The sequence below is a fragment of the Sphingomonas beigongshangi genome (assembly GCF_016820445.1).
GTDB lineage: Bacteria > Pseudomonadota > Alphaproteobacteria > Sphingomonadales > Sphingomonadaceae > Sphingomonas > Sphingomonas beigongshangi.
On record NZ_JADHDT010000001.1, the window covers coordinates 477019 to 503433 of the forward strand.

Genomic DNA, 26415 nt, shown 5'->3' on the forward strand with positions numbered 1-26415 from the left:
TGAGAGGCGTTCAGGCCGCGCCGGCGCCTTCGCTGAAGCCGCTGCCGCGATCGGCGACCAATGTCGGCGCGGGGCCCGTCGCGGGGCGCAGCGCTTCCTTCTCGGCGTCGGTCGGCACGGCGGTGGGATCGGGGCGGAAGGCGTCCGGCGCGCGGCTGTCGGCGCTGGGATGCGCATCGCCCATCAGGTCGGTTGGCACATGCTCGGCGGCGGGATTGCCGGGTCGCTCCTCGAAATGCTTCTCTTCCTCGGCGCGGCCGACCGGCGCGGCGGCCATGGTCGCGGGTCGCGGATGGATCGGCGAGGTGGTGCTATCGCCGGGCACTGCGCCGACGCCTGCGTTCAGCGGATCGGACGCGCCGTCGTTGGCGGCGTCGTCGCGGCGGCCGGGCTTCCTGCCGGGCTGCGGACCGAAAGCGGCAGCGCCCGCGGTCCACGCCGCCGCACCGGCGGCGAACGCGCCGAGGCCGAAGGCGATCTTCTTGTAAACCATGGAGAATGTCCTTTCGCCGGTCGGGGATCGATGGCCCAACGGGTCAAGGTACGGCGGCGTTCCGTCGTGGTGGCGGATGGTGCGGACGAAAGCGGCGCCGCAGCGACGTCACGGATATTGCTGGCGAGCGTGGAGGACGGCGAGGATCTCGATCGCCGCGCCGACACGATAGACGAGGATGTAATTGGGGTGGACGATCGCCTCGCGCGTGCCGGGCACGCGGCCGGGGCGGTGGACATAGGGGTGATCCGGCAGGCGGTCGGCGGTGTGCTGAAGCGCGCCACCGATCTTGGCGGCAGCGGTCGGATTACGATCCGCGATGTAACGGGTGATGTGCTGCAGGTCGTCGCGGGCTTCATCGCTCCATTCGACCGCCAGCGTCATCGGTGCTTGGCGCGCTCGATGATCGCCCACATTTCGGCCATGACCTGATCGTGGGGGATTTTGGGTGCCGTGGAGGCCATCGCCCGTTCCACCTTGGCGCGGAACCATGCGTCATAGGCGGCGGCATCCTCGCTGGTGGCAAACTCAGACTCGATGGGCGTTAGGTCGGCCATACTCATTGGCTAGCCCATAATTGAAAGGCATGGAAGACGTGGGCGAGCCGGATAAACTTTGGTCCACGCCAATTCGGCAATACGGCGGACTTTACGTATTAATTGCCTGTAAGCTGCGACGATACCCTACGAAGCATACAAAATCACCTGGACGTAGAAAGCAAGGTACATCGTCTCATGACGTTGCAATCTACCGTTTCTAGAGCCGCTCGGCGAGCAATCGCGCCTTTTGATATTTGACGCCCAACGACCGCAACGAACCGCTATGCTTCGAAAGGGAACTGACCCAGGCCTAACGCGCCCGCACCTACTCAGCCGCCTCCGCCCGCGCGCCCTTCAACAACGGCGCCAGATACTTCCCCGTATAACTCCGCTTCTCCTTCACCACCTCTTCCGGCGTGCCGGTCGCGACGATCTCGCCGCCCTTGACGCCGCCTTCCGGCCCCAGGTCGATGATCCAGTCGGCGGTCTTGATGACGTCGAGGTTGTGCTCGATCACCACCACGGTGTTGCCCTGCTCGACCAACTGGTGGAGCACCTCGAGCAACTTGCGCACGTCCTCGAAATGGAGCCCGGTGGTGGGCTCGTCCAGAATATAGAGCGTGTTGCCGGTGGCCCGGCGTGACAGTTCCTTGGCGAGCTTGACGCGCTGCGCCTCGCCGCCGGACAGCGTCGTCGCCTGCTGGCCGACCTTGACATAGCCCAGGCCGACCTCGACCAGCATCTCCATCTTGTCGCGGATCGGCGGCACCGCCTTGAAGAACTCCGCGGCATCCTCGACCGTCATGTCGAGCACGTCGGCGATGCTCTTGCCCTTGAACTTCACCTCCAGCGTCTCGCGGTTGTAGCGCGCGCCGTGGCAGACGTCGCAGGTGACGTAGACGTCGGGAAGGAAGTGCATCTCGATCTTGAGCACGCCGTCGCCCTGACATGCCTCGCAGCGGCCGCCCTTGACGTTGAAGCTGAAGCGGCCCGGCTTGTAGCCGCGCGCCTGCGCCTCCGGCAGGCCGGCGAACCAGTCGCGGATCTGCGTAAAGCTGCCGGTATAGGTCGCCGGGTTGGAGCGCGGGGTGCGGCCGATCGGCGACTGGTCGATGTCGATCACCTTATCGAGGTGCTGGAGCCCCGTCACCTTGTCGTGCTTGCCGGCGAGGATGCGCGCACCGTTCAATTGGCGCGCGGCGGCGGCGAAAAGCGTGTCGATCGTGAAGCTCGACTTGCCCGAGCCGCTGACGCCGGTGATGCAGGTGAAGGTGCCGAGCGGGATGCTGGCGGTGACGCCGGTCAAATTGTTCGCGCGGGCATTGTGTACGGTCAGCTTCTTGCCGTTGCCCTTACGGCGGGCTTCCGGCACCGGAACCTCGCGCACGCCGTTCAGGTAATCGGCGGTGACGGACCCGTCGCTGGCGAGCAGTTCGGGCAGCGTGCCCTTCGCGACGACCTGGCCACCGTGGACGCCCGCGCCCGGCCCCATGTCGATCACGTAATCGGCGGTGCGGATCGCATCCTCGTCATGCTCGACGACGAGCACGGTGTTGCCGAGATCGCGCAGCCGCCGGAGCGTCGCGAGCAGCATGTCGTTGTCGCGCTGGTGCAGGCCGATCGACGGCTCGTCGAGCACGTAGAGCACGCCCGACAGGCCGCTGCCGATCTGGCTGGCGAGGCGGATGCGCTGGCTCTCGCCGCCCGACAGCGTGCCGCTGGTCCGGTCGAGGTTGAGATAGTCGAGCCCGACGTTGTTGAGGAAGCCGAGCCGCTCCACGATCTCCTTCAGGATACGCTCGGCGATCGCGCGCTGCTGGTCGGAGAGCGTCTGCGGCATGTCGGTGAAGAAGGCGAGCGCGTCGACCACCGACAGGTGCGTCGCATGCGCGATGTCCTGGCCGGCGATCTTCACCGCCAGCGCCTCGGGCTTCAGCCGTGCGCCGTGGCACACCTCGCACGGCCGGCTCGACTGGTAGCGCGACAGCTCCTCGCGCATCCAGGCGCTCTCCGTCTGGAGCATGCGGCGGTTGAGGTTGCCGATGACCCCCTCGAACGGCTTCTTGACGTCGTAGCTCTTCTTGCCGTCGATGAAGGTCAGCGTCACCGCGGTCTTGCCCGTGCCGAACAGGATCTTGTCCTGGATTTCGGGGTGCAGGTCCTTCCACGGCGTGTCGAGGTCGAACTTGAGCTCGCGCGCGAGGCTGCCGAGCACCTGCATGTAATAGGGGCTGGGCGGGTTGGACTTGGCCCAGGGGACGACGGCGCCCTTCTTGATGCTGAGGTCGTGGTTGGGGACGACGAGGTCCTCGTCGAACAGCAGTTTCTCCCCCAGCCCGTCGCACGCCGGGCAGGCGCCCTGCGGCGCGTTGAACGAGAACAGGCGCGGCTCGATCTCCGGGATGGTGAAACCGGAAATCGGGCAGGCGAACTTCTCGCTGAACACGATCCGTCCCGGCGGGGCGTGATCGCCGAGCACCGCGGACTTGGGTGTGTGCGGTTCGACTGGATCCGCCGGATCGACATAGGCGAGCCCGTCGGCGAGGCCGAGCGCGGTCTCGAAGCTTTCGGCAAGCCGCGTGGCGATATCCTCGCGGATGACGAGGCGATCGACGACGACCTCGATGTCGTGCTTGAACTTCTTGTCGAGCGCGGGCGCCTCGTCGATCTCGTAAATCTCGCCGTCGATGCGGACGCGGGTGAAGCCCGCCTTCTGCCACTCGGCCAACTCCTTGCGATATTCGCCCTTGCGGCCGCGCACGACGGGGGCGAGCAAGTAGAGGCGTGTCCCCTCCGGCAGCGTCATCACGCGATCGACCATCTGGCTGACCGTCTGCGCGGCGATCGGCTCGCCGGTGGCGGGGCTATAGGGGATGCCGACGCGCGCCCAGAGCAGGCGCATGTAATCGTAGATCTCGGTGACGGTCGCCACCGTCGAGCGCGGATTGCGGCTGGTCGTCTTCTGCTCGATCGAGATCGCGGGGCTCAGGCCCTCGATATGGTCGACGTCGGGCTTCTGCATCAGCTCGAGGAACTGGCGCGCATAGGCCGACAGGGATTCGACGTAGCGCCGCTGCCCCTCGGCATAGATGGTGTCGAACGCGAGGCTCGACTTCCCCGAGCCGGACAGGCCGGTGATCACCGTCAGCGTGTCGCGCGGGATGTCGACGTCGACGTCCTTGAGGTTGTGCTCGCGCGCGCCGCGGACGGAAATGGTGGTGAGGCTCATGCTCGCGGTTCTACTTCTGTTCCGGGAAATATGCTAGGTTTGGAGATAGGAACGCGCGAAAGCTGCTGCCAGCACCATTGATCCCTCCCGCATGTGTATTACCTTGGTCAGGCACAGCGACGAGGCGACGATGGCGAAGGACAAGAAGGCTAAGAAGGCCGAGAAGGCCGGGAAAGCGAAGAAGACCAAGCTGCCCAAGGAGGTGATGGGCATCCGCCTGCCGAAGGACGTGCGCGAGATCGGCGGCGCCGTGCTGGAAAAGGCCAACACGCCGCAGGGCCGGGAGATGCTGGCGGCGGGCCTGACCATGGCGGCCGCGGCGGCGAGCGCGGCGGTGGCGAAGGGCCGGGCGAAGCGCGACGCCGCCCCGTCCCAGGCGGCCCAGCCCCAACCCGTCCCGCCGGAGTCGGCCGCGGATGGCGCGGTGCCACCCTCCCCACCGCCGCCCCCCGCCCCGCCTCGGGGTACCGACCGCGATCCCGATCCCGCCGCGATGCTGGCGATGGTGGGCACGGTGGCCGAAACGGTGCTGGGCAAACTGTTCGCGAAGAAGGCATGACATGCTAAAGGTCAGCCGGCATGACCTTTCACTTTCCACGATCGCATGGTCTTTTCCGACGTACGATCGCATGGATCCGAACTGGCCGTGACATCGCCGAGCACATCCGAAACGGGTCTACCCAATTCCTTATGAATCAGGCGCCTTCCTGACCGGCAGTGCATCGCGGCCCCGAATGCGCATCTGCATGACGCGATAAGATGCCATTACGGATACGTCTGGCCTACTCTCCGACTCCCCTGCGATTTACACGACTCCCTGCATTTCGCAGGGGAGCAATGCCGTGGGGAAGACTGCAACGATCAAGGACAAGGAAAAACAGGACGCCGAATTTCGAAGCTTCATGGAAAAGCTCGGCACCGAGTCGAAGGCCGACGAAGACAAGCTTCTTGCCGAAATTCGCACATCGGTCGACGAGCATTACGAAGCGAACGGATGGGATCACGCGCGACTGTTCGGCGAACGACGCAGCGACTATCAGAACTACAGCGACTGGGGACTGGATCGCGTCAATGCGATCATCAAGTCGATCGGCGACGCGCTGGCCGCCGGTGATTACCCGTCCTCCAAGGTGCCCGGGTCTGACGAAGCCAGCAAGAGCACGATCGAAGAAGCGAAGAAGTTCAAGGGCATTTTCGCCGGCGATTATTCGCTGATCGTCGCACGCGTGCAGGCCCTGATTTCCGGCGCGCTCAGCCAGTTTTCGATCAGGTCTGAGGTCACTCACAAGTCGGAACTGCGCGACCTGCCGTTATCGGGCGGCCTTCATCTATTCTTTGCGTCTTCCGGCAAGGTCTACAAGGAAAACCGCTTCTTCAGCAATCAGTTCATCGGTGCGTTCCAGATCGTGTTCGAGGCCTATGTGAGTGCCGACGAAGCGAAATACGTGGGAATCCAGCAGATCCTGGCGACGACCGAACAGGAACTGGCCATCCTCAACGATCTTATCATCACGATCCGGCAGGAACAGGCCGCCAGCCTGAAAGAAATCCTGAAGAACGATATCAAGGATTACCAGTCGACAAAGGCCGCCTACGACCTCGCGCTCGATGACACCAAGGCGGATCGCGACAAGGTGATCGAGCAATACAACAAGTACAAGACCGTCACGGATACGGTCGACCGGCTGTTCGACGAACTGGATCTGACGGAGTTCGGCGTCGCCGCTGCCGCGAGCGAAGCACTCCAGATCGACCACCTCTTCAACCCCTGGGAAGCCGCGCTGGCGCGGCGCCACATCCGGGAAAGGCTTGCCGCCTAAACCGCACCCGGGCGCCCGCCCGGGCGCCGTCGGGTCAGACAGCGAACGAATCCTGCAAGGAGGATCAACCGTGCCTTCGACACCACAAGAAGCGCTTTTCATCTTCAACCACACGTTGGGCTGTCGCTACGGCACGACGATAGACGGCGCCGCATACGGATTCATGGACATCGTCGGCGCAGGGGCGGACGGCGGCGACAGGATCGTGCCGCTGCCGACGCTTCGCGCTTGGCTGACGGATCCGAGCCAGCCGCAGTTCGAACCGCGCTGGCACAATCGACTGTGGAACACCTGCGGCATGATCGTCGGGCTCAGCCCGGCGGGCAACGTGATGCTCGTCACCAAGGCGTCGCCCACAGCGGAGCGTTATCACTTCAACAGCCCCCTCGCCCGCGGTGACGGCTATTCGTTCCGGAAATGCAATCGACTGCCTCCGAATGCCGCCATCCTGGCGAATATCGCTTATGGCGTCGGAGCGAGCGTACCGGAGGCGGAGGACATCACCGCCATCGATAACTTCGACGGTGTCGATGCGCGAACCGTCAAATACCTTTACGACACGATACTGGCGACCATCAAGAAACTGACGGACAAGGCGTTCGCTTAAAGCCTTTCGCCATGCGGTCGGAGGCGGCGGCCGGGCTGCCGCCTCCCGATGTCGCACGACGCGGTCTCGACGGTGAGATCGCGCGAAGAAACCGTGGGCGCGCCAGCCTCATGACGGCGCCCGATCGATCCGAAATACCGGCACCGGTTGCCGCGACCCGCCGGGTCGCCGGCCGTTTCTTTCATGGCAGGACGTCGCCGCCGTGCGATCGCAGGCCCGCCGCCCGCTTGCCGAGCCTCTCGTCACGCCCGCCGGTCGGACAGGCCATGGCGCGTCGCCCCACCCTTGTCCCGACGGAGGTTTCGCAAGCCGGAGGCTGCCGATCGCGCTGTGGCAACCTTGCCGGACACGGGTGCCGTCCGGCCCGAGCACCGTCGACATGGTCGAAAACAAAAGAAGAATGCTCGGTTTTGAACAGCAAATCGGAGCCATCTGTGCTGGAGCTTGGTCGTCCCGCCGCGCCACCCTGCCGACAGGGGGAACGCCATGGCGGACGATGTGGAAACAATACGGATCGACCGGTTCATCGAGCGCTGGCGCCGCAACGAGGGCGGCGCCGAGCGCGCGAATTATGTGCTGTTCCTGACCGAGCTGTGCGATCTTCTCGGGCTCGATCGTCCCGACCCTGCCGAGGCTGACCATGCGCGCAACGATTACGTTTTCGAGCGCGCCGTGACCTTCCACGACGGTGCCGACCGAACCGGGCATGGACGCATCGACCTCTACAAGAAAGGCTGCTTCGTCCTCGAGGCGAAGCAGAGCCGCGAGCCCGGCGGGGCGAAGGAAGTGTCGCTCGGCGGCACGCAGGCGACGCTACCCGGCTTCGAGGCGGCGATGCGGGGAAGACGCAGCGCGCATCGCGGCTGGGACGTGCTGATGCGCAACGCGCGCGAGCAGGCGGAGCAATATGCCCGCGCGCTGCCGGAAAGCCACGGCTGGCCGCCGTTCATCCTGGTCGCAGACGTCGGCCATGCGATCGAGGTGTTCGCGGACTTTTCCGGTCAGGGAAAGAATTACCGGCAGTTCCCGGATCGCGGCGGCTACCGCATCTACCTGGACGACCTGCGCCGTGCCGAGGTGCGCGCGCGGCTGGTCGCCATCTGGACCGATCCGCAGGCGCTCGATCCCGCGCGTCGCGCCGCGACCGTGACGCGCGACATCGCCGGGCGACTGGCGCGCGTCAGCAAGCGGCTGGAGGATCGCGGCCACGACGCCGAGGCCGTCGCCCATTTCCTGATGCGCTGCCTGTTCACGATGTTCGCGGAGGACACCGGCCTGTTGGAACGGGGCTGTTTCACGCGGCTGCTGGCGGAGACGCGGGCGGCGCCGGAGGCCTTCGCGCCCCTGCTGGAGGGGCTATGGGCGGAGATGAACCGCGGCGGCTTCTCGCACGTGCTGCACCGGCCGATCCGCCGGTTCAACGGCGGCCTGTTCGCCGATGCGCGCGCGATCCCGCTGGAACCCGCGGAGATCGGCGAACTGCACGAGGCCGCGCGCCATGTCTGGACGGAGGTGGAGCCGGCGATCTTCGGCACGCTGCTGGAACAGGCGCTCGACACGCGCGAGCGTCGCCGACTGGGCGCGCATTACACGCCGCGTGCCTATGTCGAGCGGCTGGTGGTCGCCACCGTGATCGCGCCGCTCCAACGCGAATGGGAGGAGATCGTGCTCGGCACCGTGGAGCGCGAGCGCAGCGCCGATCCCGCCGCCGCGATCCGCGCGGTGCATGATTTTCACGAGAAGCTGGCGGGGATCGTCGTGCTCGACCCGGCATGCGGAACCGGCAACTTCCTCTATGTCGCGCTCGAACTGATGAAGCGGCTGGAGGGCGACGTGCTGGAGGTGCTCGCCGACCTCGGCGGCCAGGAGGCGCTCGCGCTCGAGACCGCTACCGTCCACCCGCGCCATTTCCTGGGGATCGAGGTCAATCCGCGCGCCGCGGCGATCGCCGAGCTGGTGTTGTGGCTGGGCTATCTGCAGTGGCAGATCCGCAATGGCGGCACGGTGTCGGACCCTGTCCTCGAGACGCTCCGCACGATCGAGGTCGGCGACGCGGTCCTGCGCCACGAGGGTCCCGCCGCGGGCCGGCCGACGCGACCCGCATGGCCGGAGGCGGATTATATCGTCGGCAACCCGCCCTTCATCGGTGGCAAGGATATCCGTGCGCGGCTGGGCGATGCCTATGCGACCGCGCTGTGGAAGGCGCATCCCAAGGTCAACCGGTCGGCCGATTACGTCATGTACTGGTGGGATCGCGCGGCCGAGCGGCTGACGGAGCCGGGCACACGGCTGAAGCGGTTCGGCTTCGTCACGACCAACTCGATCACCCAGACCTTCAGCCGCCGCGTCATCGCCCGGCGGATGGCGGGCGCCCGGCCCGTCTCGCTGGTGATGGCGATCGCCGATCACCCGTGGACCAAGGCGACCCGCGACGCCGCCGCGGTGCGGATCGCGATGAGCGTGGCGGAGGCGGGCGTGCACGACGGCGTCGCGCTGACGGTGACGGAGGAGCGCGGGCTGGACAGCGACGCACCGGAGATCGGCTTTGCTGCGCGCGAGGGGCGCATCCATGCGGACTTCAGCACGGGTGCGGACCTGCAATCGGCGCAGGCGCTCGTTGCCAATCGATGGCTGTGTTCGCCAGGCGTCAAGCTTCACGGTGCCGGCTTCATCGTCACGCCGGCGCAGGCCGAGGCGATGGGCAGGCTCCGCCGCGATGGCCTGTCCGGCCACATCCGGTCCTATCTGAACGGTCGCGACCTCGTCGGACGCCCGCGCGGCATGCTCGTGATCGATCTGCTCGGCTTGAACGAATCAGAGGTGCGGCGGCGGTATCCGGAGGTCTACCAGCATCTGCTGATCACAATTAAGCCGGATCGCCTTCGCAATAGCAGGGCAAGCTACCGCGAAGAATGGTGGCTTTTCGGCGAACCCCGTCGCGAACTGCGTCCGGCTTTGGCGCACCTTACCCGCTACATCGCGACCGTCGAGACGGCCAAGCATCGGATCTTCACTTTCGTCGACGCGAGCGTGCTGCCCGACAACAAGATAGTGTGCATCGCGGCAGACGACGCCGCCGTGATGGGCATCCTCCACTCACGGGTTCATCGAAAATGGTACCTTGCGAATGCGGGGATGATCGGGATCTTCAACAAGCCCGCCGTTTACGCAAAGACTTCGAGCTTCGATCCTTTTCCCCTGCCCCCTCTCACGCCCCCGACCCGATCGCGCATCGCCGACCTTGCGGAGGAGCTTCAAGCCCTCCGTGATTCCGTCGCCGCTGATCACCCGGATATTACGCTGACCGTGATGTACAACATCCTTCAGAAGGTGAAGGACGGCGCCACCTTGGCCAGGAGGGAACAGGACCAGCGTCGTCGGGGCCATGTCGACATCATCGCGGAACTGCACGACCGGATCGATGTCGCCGTGGCGGACGCCTATGGCTGGCCGGTCGACCTGCCGGCGGAGGAGATCGTCGCCCGCCTCGTCGCGCTCAACGCCGAGCGCCGGGCGGAGGAGCGGCGGGGCAAGGTGCGCTGGCTGCGCCCGTCGTATCAGATCGCGCGCGCCGGGCTCAGCGCGCTGCCCGGCATCGGCGCGCCGTCCGAGCAGTTCGAGGCGCCCTTCGACGCGCCGGACGCCAAGCCCCGGTTCCCGCGCGATGCGGTCGGCCAGACGGCGGCGGTGTTTGCCGCGCTGCGTGCCGGTGCGGTGCTGGATGCGGCGATGATCGCGCGGGGATTTTCGCAAGGCCGCAAGATCGAACGCCGTGTCGCGGCGACGCTGGAGGCGCTGGCGCGGCTCGGCCATGTCGCGCGGGATCGTGAAGGCTATCGCCTGCGCCGTGCCGCATAAGAAAAGGGAGCGGCCTTGCGGCCACTCCCCCAGGTGCTGCTGACGATCGGGTCGATCAGAAGCCGATGCGCACGCCCGCATAATAGCGGCGGCCGAGCGGGTCGTAGGTACCGGCATCGGTATCCTGACCCGCCGAGGCGCCGATGTCGGCGAGATACGGCGGCTTGTTGTTGAGCAGATTGTCGCCGCCGACGAAGAACTCGAAATTGTCCTTGGTGCGGAAGCGGATCTGCGAGTCGAGGTAGAACTGCGGACGGACGCGGACGAGCGGATCGGAGCCCGGACGCTCGCCGGTGATCTGATCGTCGACGCTTGCCTGACTGAGCCACGTGCCCGTCAGCGTCAGGCCGACGCCCTCGATATCCCACGACCCGTTGACGGTGAACTTGTCGCGGGAAGCGCCGATCTCGCCGGCGAAATAGTCGCGATCCGCACCCGGCAGCGGCACGGTATAGCCGGAGATCAGGTGCGTGTACGAACCGCGCAGGCCGAGCGTACCGTCCAGACCCCAGTCGGCGAGGTTCTGGCGCCAGGTCACCGTGGTGTCGATGCCCGACGTCTTGACGCCGCCGCTGTTGAGATAGGAGGTGGTCAGCTGCTGGATCGAACCGGCGCTGTTCGGGCCGCTCACTGCCGCACGGCGGGTGATGCGATTGCAATAATCGGTCGCGCCGCCCTGGTAGCATTGGTTGAGGATGTACTGCAGCGGCGTCTGCACGATCGCGTCACGGATGCGGACGTTGAAATAGTCCACCGTCAGGACGAAGTTACGCAGCGCGTTGACCGAACGCGGGTTGATCACGACGCCGGCGGTGAAGCTGTCGCCCTTTTCTTCCTGCAGGTTGGGGTTGCCGCCCTCGAAGCTGGTGATGCCCTGACGATCCGACTGGTTGAGCGTGAACACGCCGCCGTTCGCCGCGATATTGGCGAGTACGCCCGGCGCCGCACGGCAGTTGGTCGACACAATGCCGGTCGACGTCGCGGTGACGCCGGTGCACGGATCGACCAGACCCGACGGGAAGTTCTGCTGCGGGGCGGAGAACAGCTCGTTGATGTTCGGCGCACGCACCGAGCGCGCCTTGATCACGCGGAAGCGGATGTCCTCCACCGGCGCCCATTCGCCGCCGTAATTGTAGCTGACCGTGGTGCCGACCGTCGAATAATCCGACACGCGGACCGCGCCGCGTACCGACAGCGAATGGAAGAAGGGCTTGTCCTGGATGATCGGGACGATCGCCTCGCCGAAGCCTTCCCAGACGTGGAAGCGACCCGAGGTAGCGGGCAGCGCGTTGTTGCCGTTCAGCCCCTGCTGCGTCAGCAGGTCGAACGTGTTGCTGCTGGTCTCGCGGCGGTATTCGGTGCCGATGTTGATGCCGATCGGGTCGGCGCCGAACAGCGAGAACAGCTTGCCCGTGACGTTGCCGCCGAACACTGTCTGCGTCACCTTCGCGTCCAGCGTGGTCGGCACGGCGAGATAGCCGGCCGCCGGGGCGAGCAGGCCCGCACCGCCATAGACGTTGGCCGGGACGCAGCCCGCCGCGCGGGCCGTCGGATCGGCGCAGACGATCTGGCCGGTCGCGGGGTCGCGATAGGCGTTGAGCGCCTGGATGAAGTTCAGCGTGTTGAACTGGCCGGAACCTTCCTGATGCTCCTTCGACTGGCCGTAGATGCCGTAGAGCTCGTAGTTCCAGCGGTCGCCCGCGAAGCTGCCGTTGAGGCCGCCGGCGATGCGGAACAGGTCGCGATCGGCGCTGCTGGTGCGCGGACCGAAGTCGTTCAGACGGCGCGTGAAGGATACGTCCTTCAGCCCGTCGCCATTGGTGTCGGTCGCCGCATTGAAGATCGCGTCCGGCACGAACGGGTTGCGATAGCGCACGCCGCCGACGATCGTCTCGATCGGGATCTGCGCGCTGCGGCGCGGGTCGCCGAAGGTCGAATCGAGCGGGAAGGCCTCGATCACCGTCTGCACCTTGGTCTTGGCGTAATTGCCCTCGAGCCACAGGTTGGCAGCCGGCGAGACTTCGAAATTGGCGCGGCCCGCCGCGACGTAGCGCTCGACCGGTACCGCGAGGTAGCGATAGTCGGAGCGGTTGAAGCCGTCAGGCCCGGCGACCGTGCCGTTGGCGTTGACGCAGCCGCCCGTACCGTTTGCGCTGAAGCAGTTGCGCAGCGCGCCGTCCTGGCCGTAGGTGAAGCTCTGCCCGCCGGCGATGATGCGGCCCTGCGGCGCATAGCTCGACAGGAACGGACGCACGGGATCGTTCGGATAGATGTCGTTGCTGGTCGAATCGACCGCGCTCGAGCCGGCTTCGGTCGAGCGGTTGCGCTTCAGGACGGTGCCCTGCTTCGAATAGCTGCCGAACAGCATGATGTTGCCGCGGCCGTCCGCGAAGTTCTTGCCGCCGAGCAGGCTGACCTGGCGGTCGGCGCCGTCGCCATGCTCGGAAATGCCCATCTGGCCGTCGAGCTGCAGGCCCTCGAAGTTCTTCTTGTAGATGATGTTGACGACGCCGGCGACCGCGTCCGAGCCGTAGACGGCGGAGGCGCCGCCGGTCAGCACGTCGATCCGGTCGATGAACTGGGTGGGGATGACGTTGAGGTCGACCGCCTGGCTGCCCGGCTGGCCCGAGACGAAGCGGCGGCCGTTGACCAGCACGAGCGTGCGGTCCTCACCGAGGTTGCGCAGGTTGACGGTCGCGGCACCCGCGCCCTGGGTCGCGAAGGACGAGTTGGTGCGGCTGATGCCCGGCGAACCGAAGGCGGGGTTGAGCTGCAGCACTTCCTAGACGTTGATCGCGCCCTGCTGCTGGATCTGCTCGGCGCCGATCACCTGCAGCGGCGACGCGCTGGCGGCGGCCGGCGAGGCGATGCGCGAACCGGTCACGACGATGTCGCCGCCCGGCGTCGGGGCTTGCGTCGACGTCGCGTTGTCGCCAGCGGGGGTGACGCCGGTCGCGGCGGGGCTGGCGGCCTGGTCGTTGGTCGTGTCGGCGGGCGTGCCGGTGTTCGGGACCGTCTGGTCCTGCGCCGCGGGTGCCGGGGTGCCGGCCTGTTGCGCGGCGGCGGGCGTCGCGAGCATGGCCGCGCCGACGAGAAGAGAGGTCGCGAGCAACTGGCGACGGTACGCGATGGTCATGGTCCCTGATCCTAAATGTCTTGTTATCGACCAACTCGGGCAGCATAGCTGACCGGATCGGCGCCCCTAGAGTGTTTCAAACAGATGGACCACTGACCTAGTGACGTGGTCTTCATCATTTTTCCGATATGTTGCGCGGAAGACACAGTCGGCAACATGCGGAAACGTCCGTGTCACGGACCATTCGCATGCCGCGGTGGCAGTGATCTAGGCGCGACGCGCGACGTGTGATTTCGCGGCCTGCGGACATTGCGGCGGCTGCAACAAAAGCGCAGAGCCTGACCCCATGTCGTCTCCGTCCGCCCCCTCTCGCCGCCCGCGCCGACGCGCCGTCGCGGTCGGCGGGATCGCGGCGGCGATCGCGTGCGGCATGGCCGGACTGTGGACGGCGGCTGGCTTCTTCGCCGGCGAGGCGACGCGCCTCTACCCGGCGCGCGCACCCGCGCTGCCGATCGCGGCGGTGGTATTCTCCGGCGATCTGGGGCTGCGCTTCGGCATGGCGGCAGAGACGACGGAAGGGCTCGCGGCGCAGGGTGTCACCGTCCTCGGCATCAATACGCCGACGCTGTTCGGCCGATGGCGCAGCGCCGCGACGGTCGACCGCATCGTCGCCGACGGCGTGCGCGCCGGCCTGGCGCGGACGGGCGCGGAGCGGCTGGTCCTGATCGGCCAGTCCTTTGGCGCGGACATCCTGCAGACCGGCCTGATCGCGCTGCCCGCGGACCTGCGCGCGCGTGTGGCGGGCGTGGTCCTGGTCGTGCCGGGCGAAACGATATTCTTTCGCGCGGATCCGTCGGGCATCGCCTATCTGGGAAAGCCCGCATCGCGCGCCGCCGACACGGTGAACGAAAGCGACTGGACGCCGCTGACCTGCATCTACGGCATCGAGGAAGGCGACAGCGCCTGTCCGCTGGTGCATAGACGCGAAGCGCGCGTCATTGCGATGCCGGGGGGGCATTTCCTGAAAAACGATCACAGCGCGCTCGTCGCGCACGAAATGGACGCGGTCCGCCGTGCGTTGCCCGCCCCGGCGGGGGCGGTCCGCTGACCATGCCGGCAATCGTCGCCATGCTGTTCGCACTCGCCGCGCAGGCACCGCCCGCGGCCCGCGACCCGGTGATGGGGCGCTGGAGCAATCCCAAGGGCACATTGGCCGTGGAGACCCATCCCTGTCCCGACGGCACGCTGTGCGGCACGATCGTCTGGGCGAGCGCCCATGCGCAGGCCGCGGCGCGGCAGGCGAAGCTGCCGCCGCTGGTCGGCACGCGCCTGCTCCATGATTATCGCCGGGTCGGCGCGGGTCATTGGGAGGGCCGCGTCTTCATACCCGACATGGGTCGCAGCTATGCCTCGCACATCCAGCAACACTCCCCGGCGCGGCTGACCATATCGCAATGCCTGCTCGGCCGTTTCCTGTGCAAATCGCAGGTCTGGCACCGGATCGGCTGATGGATGTGAACGCCCGGATCGATGCCGCGCTGGCGCTGGCCGCGCGCTACCGTCGCATCCTGACGGTGGCGGCGGTCGCGCTGATCGCACTGATCGGGTTCGAGGCGCTGCACATCGTCCTGAAACAGGTGCATCTGCGCGACGTGCGCGCCGCGCTCCATGCCATCCCGGACGGCAGGATCGCGGCGGCACTGGGGCTGACGGTGCTGAGCTATCTCGTGCTGACCGGGCTCGACTGGGTCGCGCTGCGCACGATCGGCCGACCGCAACCGTGGCGGATCGCGGCGGCAGGCTCGTTCACCAGCTACACGCTCAGCCACAATTTCGGGATGGCGGTGCTGACCGGCGGATCGGCCCGACTGCGCATCTATGGCGCTGCGGGTCTGTCCCTGGGCGAGGTCGCGCAGGTCGCGGGCATCGCCGGCGTCTCCTTCTGGGGCGGCATCTTCGGTGCGGCCGGGATCGGACTGCTGCTGACGCCGGGTGCCGTCGCGCTCGGACCGGTGACGGTGCCCGCCCTCGCCGCGCGGCTGATCGGCGCCGGGCTGATCGCGATGCTCGCCATCCCGCCGATCGCGCGGGCACGCGGGCTGTCCAGCATCGGCGTCTCGCGCTGGCGGATGCCGGTGCCCGCGGTGCGCGACATGGCCACCCTGACCGGCCTGTCGCTGATCGACCTGGCGGGCGCATCCGCCGCGCTGTTCGTGCTGGTGCCCGGCACCGCGATCGGCGCCTATCCCGACTTCCTCGTCGCCTATGCCGTCGCGGTCATCGTCGCTTTGGTCCTGCACGTCCCCGGCGGCCTGGGCGTGTTCGAGACGGTGGTGCTGGCGACGGTGCCCGGCGACCGCCCGACGATCTTCGCCGCCTTGCTCCTGTATCGGCTCATCTATTACCTGCTGCCGCTGCTGATCGCCGCGATCGGCATCGCCGCGACCGAAGGATGGCGGCTGCGGCATCCGCTGCGCCGGTCGCTGGGCATCGCCGACAGGGCGGCACAGGCGCTTGGCCCGGGCGCGGTCACCGCCCTCGTCTTCGTCGCCGGATTCGTGCTGCTCGTGTCGGGCGCGCTGCCTGGGGTGAAGGGGCGGCTCGCCGACCTCGACGATCTGGTGCCGCTGCCCTTCATCGAGGGGTCGCACATGGCGGGTAGCCTGATCGGCACCGCGCTGCTGCTCGTCGCCCCCGCGCTCAACGCGCGCCTCCGCTCCGGCTGGGCGGCGGCGCGCGCGCTGCTGGTCGGTGGCGCGATCTTCTCGCTCATGAAGGGCCTGGATTGGGAGGAGGCGCTGCTGCAGCTCGTCGTCGCGGGCGTGCTGCAATATTGCCGGCCCAGTTTCTATCGCACCGGCGGCATCCTGACCGACCGGCCGCGCTGGCCGTGGCTGGCGGCAGCGGTCGCGGCGCTGGGCCTGAGTATCTGGGCCGGATTCTTCGCCTACAAGCGGACGCCCTATGCCGACGATCTGTGGTGGCGGTTCGCGCTCGACGGCAACGCGCCGCGCTTCCTGCGCGCAAGCTTCGCGGCGGGTGTGCTGCTGACCGCGGCGAGCGCGTGGCAGTTGCTGACCGGCAGCCGTACCACTCGGGTCACCGATGCGGCCCCGCCGCCGGCAGTCCTGGACGCGCTGGCCCGAGCGCCGCGTGCCGACGCCAACCTCGCCTTCACGGGGGACAAGAGCTTCATCGTGTCGGCGGCGGGCGACGCGTTCCTGATGTATCGCGTGCAGGGCCGGACATGGACGGTAATGGGCGATCCGATCGGCCCGGTTGCCGCCTGGGGCGAACTGGCGTGGAGCATCCGCCGCGCATGCGACGCGGGGGCCGGGCGATTGTGCGTCTATCAGGCGAGCGAGCGGATGCTGCCCCTCTTCGTCGAGCTCGGCCTGCAACCGATCAAATATGGCGAGGAGGCGCTGCTCCCCCTCGACACCTTCGCGTTGGCGGGACCGCGCGCGAAGCCGCTGCGCCATGCGATCCGGCGCAGCGAGCAGGCCGGCGCGACCTTCTCGGTCGAGCCGGCGTCTGCGGTCCCCCTGTTGGTCGAGGAATTGCGCGCGGTGTCGGACGCGTGGCTGGCGCACAAGAAGGGCCGCGAAAAGCGCTTCAGCCTCGGCGCCTTCGATCCCGATTACCTCGCCCGGTTTCCCGTCGCGCTGGTGCGGTGCCAGGGGCGGATCGTCGCCTTCGCCAACATCTGGTCCTCCGGCGACGGCGCCGAGATTTCCGTCGACCTGATGCGCCACCTGCCCGACGCGCCCTATGGCACGATGGAGGCGATGATGGTGCGGCTGATCGAATGGGGTCGGGCGCAGGGTTATGCGCGGTTCAACCTCGGCATGGCGCCGCTCGCCGGCCTGCCGACGGGGCGGCTGGCCCCGATCTGGGCGCGGCTGGGCCATGCCTTGTTCGCCAACGGCGAGCGGCTTTACGGCTTTGCGGGGCTGCGCGCGTTCAAGGCGAAGTTCGGCCCCGTGTGGGAGGCGCGCTACATCGCGACGCCGCCCGGCGTGGCGATGCCGCGCGCGTTGCTCGATCTCGCGCGGCTGGTAAGCGGATAGGAGGAAGGGGCGATGACGACGAACCCGGGACGCTGGCGCAGCGTGCTGTTCCTGCCCGCGTCGAACCCGCGCGCGATCGCGAAACTGACGACGCTCGCCTGCGACGCGGCGATCCTCGACCTGGAGGACGCCGTCGCGCCGGACGCGAAGGCGGATGCGCGCGCCGCGGCCACGGCCGCGGTGCTGGCTGGAGCGCGCGCCGCGATCCGGATCAACGCGCTCGACACCCCCTGGGGACTGGACGATGCCGCGGCGGCGCGCGGCGCGCTGGCGGTGGTACTGCCCAAGGTGGGGGGCGCCGCCGACCTCGCGGCGGCACGGGACGCCATCGGCGACGACGGCCCCCCGATCTGGGCGATGATCGAAACGTGCGACGCCATGCTGCGCCTCGCCGAGATCGTCGACGTGGCGCCGGCGGTGCGCTGCACGATGCTGATCGCCGGGACCAACGATCTGGCCAAGGAGATGCGGTGCCGGCCGGGCGCGGACCGGATGCCGCTGGTGCCCGCGCTGACGCAGATGGTGATGGCGGCGCGCGCGGCGGACCTCTTCGTGCTCGACGGCGTGTGCAACGCGATCGGCGACGAGGCGCGGCTGGCGGCGGAGTGCGCGCAGGGCGCGATGCTGGGGTTCGACGGCAAGACGCTGATCCACCCGAGCCAGATCGACGCGGCGAATGCCGCCTTCGCGCCGGACCCGGACCGGATCGCCTGGGCGCGACGCGTGGTCGACGCATTCGCCGCCCCCGAGGCCGTGGGCAAGGGTGCGATCCGGCTGGACGGCGCGATGGTCGAACGGCTGCATCTCGCCGAGGCGGAGCGGGTGCTGGCGATGCTATGACCCGCTCCCCTGGCGCGCATGCGGGACGGGAAGAAACGATTGCCTGATCGGCGGGCGCAATCGGGGCGGGACCGCCGCCACGCACGTGGATCAGGCTCTATGTCTCCAGCAGGCCCGCAATTCGGTCTGCGATATGATCCATCGCGAACGGCTTGGTCACGAGCGCCATGTTCGGGGCGAGCGGACCGTTGCCGATAACCGCATTCTCCGCATAGCCGGTGATGAACAGCACCTTCATCCCTGGCCGCTCGAGACGGATCGCATCGGCGAGCTGGCGGCCGTTCATCTGGCCCGGCAGGCCGACGTCGGTGACGAGCAGGTCGACGTGCGCGCCGGTCGCGAACAGCCGCATCGCCGCCGCTGCGTCGCCCGCCTCCAGCACCGTATGGCCCATGTCGTCGAGCACCTCCGCGACGAGCATGCGGATCGTCGGTTCGTCGTCGACGACCATCACCGTCGCCTTGCCCTCGCCGGCGCGGGGCAGCGCCCGCCCGGTGCCGGGATCCGCATCCCCGTCCGCGTCGCCATAGTGGCGCGGCAGGTAGATGCACATCGTCGTGCCCTGTCCCAGCTCCGAATAGATGCGCACCTGCCCGCCCGACTGGCGTGCGAAGCCGTAGATCATCGACAGGCCCAGGCCCGTCCCCTCGCCCATCGGCTTGGTGGTGTAGAAGGGGTCGAAGGCGCGCGCCTGCACCTCCGGCGTCATGCCGGTGCCGGTGTCGGTGACGCACAGCGACAGATACTGGCCCTGCGCCAGGTCCCGTTCGCGGGCGGCGCGCTGGTCGAGCCAGCGGTTGGCGGTCTCGATCGTGATCCGCCCGCCGTCCGGCATCGCGTCGCGGGCATTGATGCACAGGTTGAGCAGCGCGTTCTCGAGCTGGTTGGGATCGACCATCGCGGGCCACAGGCCCGCCTGCCCGACCAGCTCCACCTCGATCGCCGGCCCGACCGTGCGCTGCACGAGATCGTGCAGGTCGGCGACCAGGCGATTGACGTCGGTCGGCTTGGGGTCGAGCGTCTGGCGCCGCGAGAAGGCGAGCAGCCGGTGCGTCAGCGCGGCGGCGCGCTTCGAGGCGCCCTGCGCCGCGGTGGCATAGCGGTCGAGCTCGCCGATCCGCCCCTGGCGGATGCGCACCTGCATCATCTCCAGCGCGCCCGAGATGCCGGTCAGCATATTGTTGAAATCGTGGGCGAGGCCGCCGGTCAGCTGTCCCACCGCCTCCATCTTCTGCGCCTGGCGCAGATGCTCCTCGGCCGCCATCAGCTCGGCGGTGCGCGCCTCGACCTGCGCTTCCAGCGAGGCGGTCAGCGCGGCGAGCTCGCTCTCGGCGCGGCGACGCTCCACCGCATCGCGCGTCCGTTCCGCGACGTCGCGGACGAAGATGACCTCCTCCGCCAGCCAGGCGCGCGGCACCGCATTGTTGAGGTAGAGGAGCGCGACGAAGCCGCCCTGCTCGGTCACCGGCATGTTGATGAACGACAGCGCGGACAGCCCCTTCAACCCCTCCGCGGTGTCGCGCGTGCGCGGGTCCTCATAGGCGTTGCCGATCGCGACCGTGTCGCCGCGCTTCAGATCCTCGATATACGAGCCATAGTCGCGGAAATGGAGGATGCCGGGCAGCGGACTGATGCCGGGTGCGCACCAGGCGCGCTCGGTCACGATCGTCTCCGCCGCGCGGTCGATCGTGCCGTAGCCGGCGCGGCTGACCTCGAACAGGCGGCCGAGGATCTCCGCCGCCGCATAGGCGAGATCCGCGGCATCGCCCGGCTCGCGTAGACGGTCGTTGAGTTCGAGCAGCGCGGCGAGGCGCAGTTCCGACCGCTTGCGCGCATCGATGTCGAAGCTGATGCCCGGGAAGCGCAGCCCCTCGCCGCCCGCTTCGGTCACGCAGCGGCCTTGCGCCATCACCCAGCGGCTGCGGCCGTCCGGCTGGACGAGACGATATTCGCTGACGAACTCGCCCCGTTCGACGACGGTCCGCGCGACCTCGGCCTCGACCCGCGCACGGTCGTCCGGATGGATGCCGGCGAAGAACCGCTCGATGGGTGCGCCCGCCTGCGCCACGTCGACCGGCACGCCGTAGAGCAGGGCGAACCCGGGATCCGCCGTGATCCGGTTGGCTCCGACGTCCCAGTCCCAGCTGCCGACGCTGGACGGTCCGTTGGCGACGGCGTCCTCCGCATGACGTGTGTCCTGTGTCATCGAGCGCGGCAACGACCGTGATGCAGGGACGATCCCTTAGGCCCGCAGCGGTTCATCGTCATGGCCGCCGCGTCGCCGCGACGTCGTCGGCGCTCCAGCCGCCGCCCATCGCCTGGTACAGTGCGACATAGGCGTTGAGGCGATCGGCGCGCGCCTGCACCAGCGACAGCTGCGCCGCGAGCAGCCCGCGCTGCGCGTCGAGCTGGTCGATATAGCTGCTGTAGCCCGCGCGATAGCGGTTGCTGGCGTTGCGCAGCGCGGCCGCGAGCGCGTCGACCTGGCCGCCGAGCGCGGCCGCCTGTTCGCCCGACCGGCGCACGCCCGCCAGCGCGTCGTCCACCTCGCGAAAGGCGGTGAGCGCGGTGCGGCGGTAGGTGAAGGCCGCCTGGTCGCGTCGCGCGGTCGCGACGTCCGCCTGCGCGCGCAGGCGCCCGCCGTCGAGGATCGGCGACAGGATGCTCGCGCCCAAAGTGAACACGCCGATCGGCTTCGCAAGCACGGTCGACAGCGTCACGCCCGCCGTGCCGGTGAGCGCGATATTGGGCAGCATCGCCGCGCGCGCGCTGTCGAGCGTGCGATCGGCGGCGACCAGCGTCTGTTCGGCCTGGAACAGGTCGGGCCGGCGGCGCAGCAGGTCGGCCGGCAGCCCGTCGGGGATCGGCGGCGTCAGCAGCCGGTCGAGCGGCAGGCCGCGCGGAATGGCGGCCGGCGCCTCGCCGAGCAGCAGGCTCAGCGCATTCTCCTGGCGGCTGACGGCGAGTTCGGCGGCGGGCACGAGCTGCAGCGTCGCCTGATATTCCGCCTCCGCCTGATGCAGTTCCAGGTTGGAGGTATAGCCCGTCTCCGCGCGCCGCCGCGCGATGCGCAGACCCTCCGCACGGGCGGCGAGCGTCTCGCGCGCCACCGCCAGCCGCTGGTCGAGCGCGCGCAGCGTGACATAGCCGGTGGCGACGCCGCTCGCGACGGCAAGGCGCACCGTGTCGCGCGCGCCCTCGCTGGCGAGCGCCTGTGCCCGCGCCGCGCGGCTCGCCTGGCGCAGCCGGCCGAACAGGTCGAGGTCGTAGCTGGCGGTGATCGCGGGGACGGCCCCGATCGCGTCGCTGGGCGTGCCGAACGGACTCACCGTCTGACCGCTGGTCGATGGCACCTGTCCTCCGATGAGCGGTGTCTGCTGCGCGCGGGCGAGGCGCAGCGACGCGCGCGCTTCCTCGACGCGCGCCGCGGCGGTGGCGATATCGACGTTGTTGGCCAGCGCTCGGGCGACGAGATCGGCGAGCACGGGGTCGCCGAAGGCGGTCCACCAGTCGGCGCGGATCGGCGCGCCGGGCCCGAGCGCGGTGCGCCATCCCGGCGGCGGTGCGACCGCGCTGGCGGCGGGCGGCGCGGGGCGCGGACCGATACAGCCCGCCAGGATCGCGCTCGCCGCCAATGCGGCAAACGTGCGCGCGAAGACGCGGCGACGCGATCCGGTGTCCGCTATGGCCGCGCCTCTTCCCGTTCCCCGACCCTCGCCACTGAACAGGAGATCGCGTCGCGCGCCGCGTCCGTCCCCCATCATCGCACCGTCGGGCCGGAGGAGGTGTCGACGCGCGCCTGGACCGACATGCCCGGGCGCAGGCGCTGCATCAGCGGCTGGCCGGGATCGATGCGGATGCGCACCGCGATGCGTTGCGGCACCTTGGTGAAATTGCCCGTCGCATTGTCCGCCTTCAGCACCGCGAATTCCGAGCCCGCCGCGGGCGAGATGCGCTCGACCCGGCCGGTCAGCCGCGCATTGGCGAGGCCGTCGACGGTGAAGCTGGCCGGCTGGCCGACGATCATCCGGGCGGTCTGCGCCTCCTTGAAATTGGCGATCACCCAGGTTTCGGGGGGCACGAGGAACATCAGCTGCGAGCCGGCGGTCACATATTGGCCGACGCGCACACCCACCTCGGACAGGCGCCCGGTCTCCGGCGCGCGGACCACCGTATTGGCCAGGTCGATCTGCGCCAGGCGCTGCGCGGCCTCCGCCCCCGACACGCCGGCGCGCTGGCCGCCGCGGCCGACCTGGACGGTGCGGATATCCTGCCGGGCGATCTCGCGCGCGGCATTCGCCTGCTGCACGCCGGCCTGCGCCTGGCGCAGCGCAGCGAGCGTCTGGTCGCGCTCGCGCAGGGAAACGGAGCCGTCCTTCACCAGGTCGTTGACGCGCGCCATGTCCGCCTGCGCGCGCATCAACTGCGCCTCGGCGTTGGCGACGGCGGCATTCTGCGCGGCGAGGCTCGCCTCGCGGCTGCGCTCGGACTGCTGCGCGTTGGCGAGCGTCGCCGCCTGCGCCGACACCTGCGCCGCCGCCTGGTCGACCCGCTGGCGGTAGATGCGGTCGTCGATCCGAACCAGCGGCTGGCCGGCGGTGACCTGCTCGAAGTCGCGGACGAGCACCTGCGTGACATAGCCCGACACCTGCGGCGCGATCACCGTCGTGCGTCCGCGCACATAGGCATTGTCGGTGGACTGGTAGGCGGTGGCGAAGGGCGGCAGGCGCCAGGCTGCGAGCACCGCGAGAAGGCCCGCCACGGCGATGATCACGATGACGATCGTGGCCGTTCGGCTGGGGGGGGTCGGGCGCCAGCCGGAACTGGCCGGCGCCGCGGCGGCTGCCGCCGCTTCGGCGCGCGCCTCGTCGGTGGCGGGTGCCGAATCGACAGGGTTCTGGCTTGCGGAACTACGGGTGTCGGTCATGCTGAGGCCCCTGCCGGCGTTGCGCGTCTGGCACGGTAGGCGCGGCGGATCAGGAGGAAAAGAAGGTAGACGAACGTCGCGGCCGCCAGCACGGCGACGAGGCGGAACGTGTCGTCATAGGCGAGCACGTTCGCCTCGCGCGTCGCGGTCTGCGACAGCAGCGCGCCGCCCTCCGCGCTGCGCAGCGCGGGATCGCCGACGACACGCGCCACCGCCTGCCCGCCCGCCGCCAGCCGCTGCGTGACGATCGGGTCGGTCGGGTCGATCGCCTGGACGAGCCCGGCGCTGTTCGCCTTCTCGCGGACGATCTGGTAGGTGCCGAGCAGCGCCGATCCGGCCAGGCCGCCGATGCCGTTGACGATACCGAACACCGCGATGAAGCTGATCACGTGGCCCGCGCCCTGCTGCAGCGCGCGCAGCATGCCGAAGAGCAAAGCCGGCCCCAGGAAATAGGTGCCGGCGAAGGCGATCAGCCCCTGCGTCCAGTACATTTGCGGCGCGCGCGTCAGGCTGGTCGAATAGCTGTCCGCCCAGGCGGCGATCGCGACCAGACCGACCGCGAGCATGATCGGATGCGCGGTGCGGTCCGTGTCCAGCGTGATCGCGCTGAGCGCGACGCCCGCCGCCGAGCAAAGGAAGATGACGGTGAAGAACGTGCCGAGCTGATCGTTGTTCTGGCCGAGCACGGTCAGCAGGCCGACCGCGGCATAGGTCTGTTCGGACAGGACGATGCGCGCCATGATCGTGACGATCGCGAAGCGCAGGATGTCGGCGCTGCCGAGCCAGCGCGTGTTGAGCAGCGGATTGGCGCGATTGTGTTCGATGACCAGCGCGGCGGCGAGCATCGGGATCGCGGCAAGCAATGCCCAGCCGATCCAGGCGGCATTCGTCCACCAGACGTAGCGACCCAGGCCGAGCACCGCCGCGATCAGCGCCATCGCGACGGCGAACAGCGCAAAGGTGACGAAGTCGAGCCGCTCGAACGCCTTCGACCGCGTCGTCGGCGGCAGGCGCAGCAGCGCCACCGCGGCGAAGCTCATCAGGGAGAGGCCAAGTTCGAACAGGTAGAGCTCGCGCCATTGCGACATGGCGAGCAGTTCGGGCGAGAACAGGCGGGCGAGCGGCGTCGCGCATTGCGGCACGCCGATGCCGAGCACGATCGCCTTCAGCCGCCATTTCAACGGCAGCGCCTGCATCATGTAATAGAGGCACAGGCTGGACAGCGGCGCACCCGCCATGCCGCTGATCGCGCGGACGAGGATCGCGGTCTGGAATTCGCGGACGAACAGGTGGCCCAGCGTCACCGCGACATAGAGACCGAGGAAGATCAGCGCGAAGGGTCTCAGGCCGAATTGCGCGCGGAACTTGATCAGCAGCAGGTTGATGCTGACGTTGGTCATCACATAGACCGTCGGCAGCCAGGCGATCTCCGAGGGATCGAGGCCGAGCGCACCCTGCAGCGTCGTCGTGTTGGCGCTGATCAGCGCGTTGCCGAACCCGCCGGTCAGGCCGACGAGGATGGCGATCACGCCATAGGCGACGCGGATACGCGTCGCATGTTCGACCGAGCCGGGCGAACCAGGCAATGCCGGTCGCTCGTGCGGCAGGAACTCCCAATGTTCCTCGGTCAGGAAACGGCGCAACCTGGTCAGCATCGCGGCGTGCGGTTCCTCCCTTTGCGAGCCGGTGCCGTCACGCCGGTTCCGTTCCGGCATCCGCCGCGCGGCGGACACGCCGACCTCGGGGGCTGCGGACTGACCGTTGCCGGCGCGCGTCCGGCAGGACGGATCGGGGCCATGGTTTCGAGCAAATCCTCACGCCGATTTCATCAAAGATCAAGCGCCCAGGATGTCGCGGTAGAGCTGGATGTACCGGTCCGCCATCCGCTCGACGGTGAAGCGCGCCGCCACCGCCGCGCGGCAGGCGGCACGGTCGATCTCGCCCAGGCGGCCGACGGCGGCGATCGCCTCGTCGATGCTATCGACCAGAAACCCGGTGACGCCGTCCTCGATCAGTTCCGGCATCGAGCCTCGGTTGATCGCGATCACCGGGGTGCCGCAGGCCATCGCCTCGATCACCGACAGGCCGAAGGGTTCGTCGAAGTTGATCAGGTGCAGCAGCGCCGCCGCCTGGCCCAGTGCGCGCGTCCGCTCGGCACCGCCGACCGCGCCGGGGTGGCGGATGCGCGCGCCGTCCAGGTGCGGCGCGACCTCGCGCTCGTAATAGCCCTGGTCCTGCACGATGCCATACATGGCGAGCGCGCGGCCGGTCGCCTGCGCCACCCGGATCGCTTCTCCCGCGCCCTTGTCGGGATGCATGCGGCCGAAAAAAAGGAGGTCTTCGCTGCCCTGCGCGTCGAAGGGGAAATCGTCCAGCACGATGCCGTGGTGGATCGTCGCGGCATAGCGCAGGTGCGGCGATCGGTCCGCGTCGCTGATCGCGACGTAATGGACGCGATCCTCATACGGCTTGTACATCGGCAGGATACGGTCCGACGAGAAGCCGTGGATCGTCGTCACCATCGGCGTGTCGACCAGATTGGCGAAGGCATGGGCGGGAAAATCCGCCTGGTTGTGGATCAGGTCGAACGCGTCCGCATGCTCGAAGACATGCGCCAGATGGCGGTATTCCCACACTTTCGCGTCGATCGACGGGTCTTCGGAATAAGGCGCGGGAACGACGCCGGCGAGACGGCCCGCAGTCTGGCTGTCCTGTGTCGCGAACAATGTGACATCGACGCCGCGCGCGACGAGCGCCTCGGTCAGCAGGCTGGTGACGAGCTCCCACGGGCCATAGTGGCGCGGCGGCGTGCGCCAGGAGATGGGGGCGAGCATCGCGATCTTCATGGGGCGATCTTCATCGGGCGACCTTCATCGGGCGGGGGATGTCCTCGATCATCAACTTATGCCGTCATCCCCGCCCAGGCGGGGATCCAGACGCGCAGGTCTGGCATGAA

Annotated in this window: 19 protein-coding genes; 8 read left to right on the forward strand and 11 right to left on the reverse strand. The window is 68.4% G+C overall.

Features of this window, described 5'->3' with window-relative positions:
- Positions 1-10: 10 nt before the first annotated feature.
- The 4 genes from IQ292_RS02250 to uvrA form a co-directional block, all read right to left on the reverse strand.
- Positions 11-493, reverse strand: a complete 483-nt coding sequence (locus IQ292_RS02250) for a hypothetical protein (RefSeq protein WP_203308670.1) — start codon at positions 491-493, stop codon at positions 11-13.
- A 108-nt stretch (positions 494-601) separates the two neighbouring features.
- The gene (locus IQ292_RS02255) at positions 602-877 is read right to left on the reverse strand and encodes a type II toxin-antitoxin system RelE/ParE family toxin (RefSeq protein WP_203308671.1); all 276 of its coding nucleotides are present in this window, start codon (positions 875-877) and stop codon (positions 602-604) included.
- Positions 874-1050 (reverse strand): type II toxin-antitoxin system RelB family antitoxin, encoded by a 177-nt coding sequence (gene relB, locus IQ292_RS02260; RefSeq protein ID WP_203308864.1) that lies wholly within the window; start codon positions 1048-1050, stop codon positions 874-876. Before relB ends, IQ292_RS02255 begins: the two co-directional genes overlap by 4 nt.
- A 307-nt stretch (positions 1051-1357) precedes the next feature.
- A complete protein-coding gene (uvrA, locus tag IQ292_RS02265; protein ID WP_203308672.1) occupies positions 1358-4261 on the reverse strand; it encodes an excinuclease ABC subunit UvrA in 2904 nt (967 codons plus the stop codon).
- A gap of 130 nt (positions 4262-4391) precedes the next feature.
- Here uvrA and IQ292_RS02270 point away from each other — a divergent pair, with 130 nt between their 5' ends.
- The 4 genes from IQ292_RS02270 to IQ292_RS02285 all read left to right on the forward strand — a co-directional run bounded on the left by IQ292_RS02270 (position 4392) and on the right by IQ292_RS02285 (position 10546).
- On the forward strand, positions 4392-4820 hold the full coding sequence (locus IQ292_RS02270; protein WP_203308673.1) for a hypothetical protein: 429 nt from the start codon (positions 4392-4394) through the stop codon (positions 4818-4820).
- 283 nt (positions 4821-5103) lie between these two features.
- Positions 5104-6081 (forward strand): hypothetical protein, encoded by a 978-nt coding sequence (locus IQ292_RS02275; RefSeq protein WP_203308674.1) that lies wholly within the window; start codon positions 5104-5106, stop codon positions 6079-6081.
- Positions 6071-6688, forward strand: a complete 618-nt coding sequence (locus IQ292_RS02280; RefSeq protein WP_203308675.1) for a hypothetical protein — start codon at positions 6071-6073, stop codon at positions 6686-6688. The genes IQ292_RS02275 and IQ292_RS02280 overlap by 11 nt, the downstream gene beginning before the upstream one ends.
- Before the next feature lie 486 nt (positions 6689-7174).
- The gene (locus IQ292_RS02285) at positions 7175-10546 is read left to right on the forward strand and encodes a class I SAM-dependent DNA methyltransferase (RefSeq protein ID WP_203308676.1); all 3372 of its coding nucleotides are present in this window, start codon (positions 7175-7177) and stop codon (positions 10544-10546) included.
- A gap of 55 nt (positions 10547-10601) precedes the next feature.
- Here IQ292_RS02285 and IQ292_RS02290 read toward each other — a convergent pair whose 3' ends face one another.
- Both IQ292_RS02290 and IQ292_RS02295 read right to left on the reverse strand, forming a co-directional pair.
- On the reverse strand, positions 10602-13325 hold the full coding sequence (locus IQ292_RS02290) for a TonB-dependent receptor domain-containing protein (protein ID WP_203308677.1): 2724 nt from the start codon (positions 13323-13325) through the stop codon (positions 10602-10604).
- 3 nt (positions 13326-13328) lie between these two features.
- Positions 13329-13682, reverse strand: a complete 354-nt coding sequence (locus IQ292_RS02295; RefSeq protein WP_203308678.1) for a hypothetical protein — start codon at positions 13680-13682, stop codon at positions 13329-13331.
- A 286-nt stretch (positions 13683-13968) separates the two neighbouring features.
- On the opposite strand from IQ292_RS02295, the gene IQ292_RS02300 reads away from it, so the two are divergent.
- The 4 genes from IQ292_RS02300 to IQ292_RS02315 are packed head-to-tail and all read left to right on the forward strand — an operon-like array spanning position 13969 to position 18532.
- Positions 13969-14730: an AcvB/VirJ family lysyl-phosphatidylglycerol hydrolase gene (locus IQ292_RS02300; RefSeq protein WP_203308679.1), complete on the forward strand. Its 762-nt coding sequence runs from the start codon at positions 13969-13971 to the stop codon at positions 14728-14730.
- A 2-nt stretch (positions 14731-14732) separates the two neighbouring features.
- Positions 14733-15131, forward strand: a complete 399-nt coding sequence (locus tag IQ292_RS02305; protein WP_203308680.1) for a DUF2147 domain-containing protein — start codon at positions 14733-14735, stop codon at positions 15129-15131.
- On the forward strand, positions 15131-17692 hold the full coding sequence (mprF, locus tag IQ292_RS02310; RefSeq protein WP_203308681.1) for a bifunctional lysylphosphatidylglycerol flippase/synthetase MprF: 2562 nt from the start codon (positions 15131-15133) through the stop codon (positions 17690-17692). Before IQ292_RS02305 ends, mprF begins: the two co-directional genes overlap by 1 nt.
- 12 nt (positions 17693-17704) lie before the next feature.
- Entirely contained in the window at positions 17705-18532 is an 828-nt protein-coding gene (locus IQ292_RS02315) for an HpcH/HpaI aldolase/citrate lyase family protein (RefSeq protein ID WP_203308682.1), read from the forward strand.
- Between the two features lie 97 nt (positions 18533-18629).
- Here the strand turns inward: IQ292_RS02315 and IQ292_RS02320 are convergent, their stop codons facing one another.
- The 5 genes from IQ292_RS02320 to IQ292_RS02340 form a co-directional block, all read right to left on the reverse strand.
- Positions 18630-20738 carry an ATP-binding protein gene (locus IQ292_RS02320; RefSeq protein WP_203308683.1) on the reverse strand — a complete coding sequence of 703 codons (2109 nt, stop codon included), beginning with the start codon at positions 20736-20738 and terminating at the stop codon, positions 18630-18632.
- 58 nt (positions 20739-20796) lie between these two features.
- Positions 20797-22293 (reverse strand): efflux transporter outer membrane subunit, encoded by a 1497-nt coding sequence (locus IQ292_RS02325; RefSeq protein WP_203308684.1) that lies wholly within the window; start codon positions 22291-22293, stop codon positions 20797-20799.
- Positions 22293-23459 carry an HlyD family secretion protein gene (locus IQ292_RS02330; RefSeq protein WP_203308685.1) on the reverse strand — a complete coding sequence of 389 codons (1167 nt, stop codon included), beginning with the start codon at positions 23457-23459 and terminating at the stop codon, positions 22293-22295. Before IQ292_RS02330 ends, IQ292_RS02325 begins: the two co-directional genes overlap by 1 nt.
- Positions 23456-25114 (reverse strand): efflux MFS transporter permease, encoded by a 1659-nt coding sequence (locus IQ292_RS02335; protein WP_203308686.1) that lies wholly within the window; start codon positions 25112-25114, stop codon positions 23456-23458. The genes IQ292_RS02330 and IQ292_RS02335 overlap by 4 nt, the downstream gene beginning before the upstream one ends.
- Positions 25115-25294: 180 nt before the next feature.
- Complete coding sequence (locus IQ292_RS02340; protein ID WP_203308687.1) at positions 25295-26305, reverse strand: glycosyltransferase family 4 protein; 1011 nt, start codon at positions 26303-26305, stop codon at positions 25295-25297.
- Positions 26306-26415: the final 110 nt, after the last annotated feature.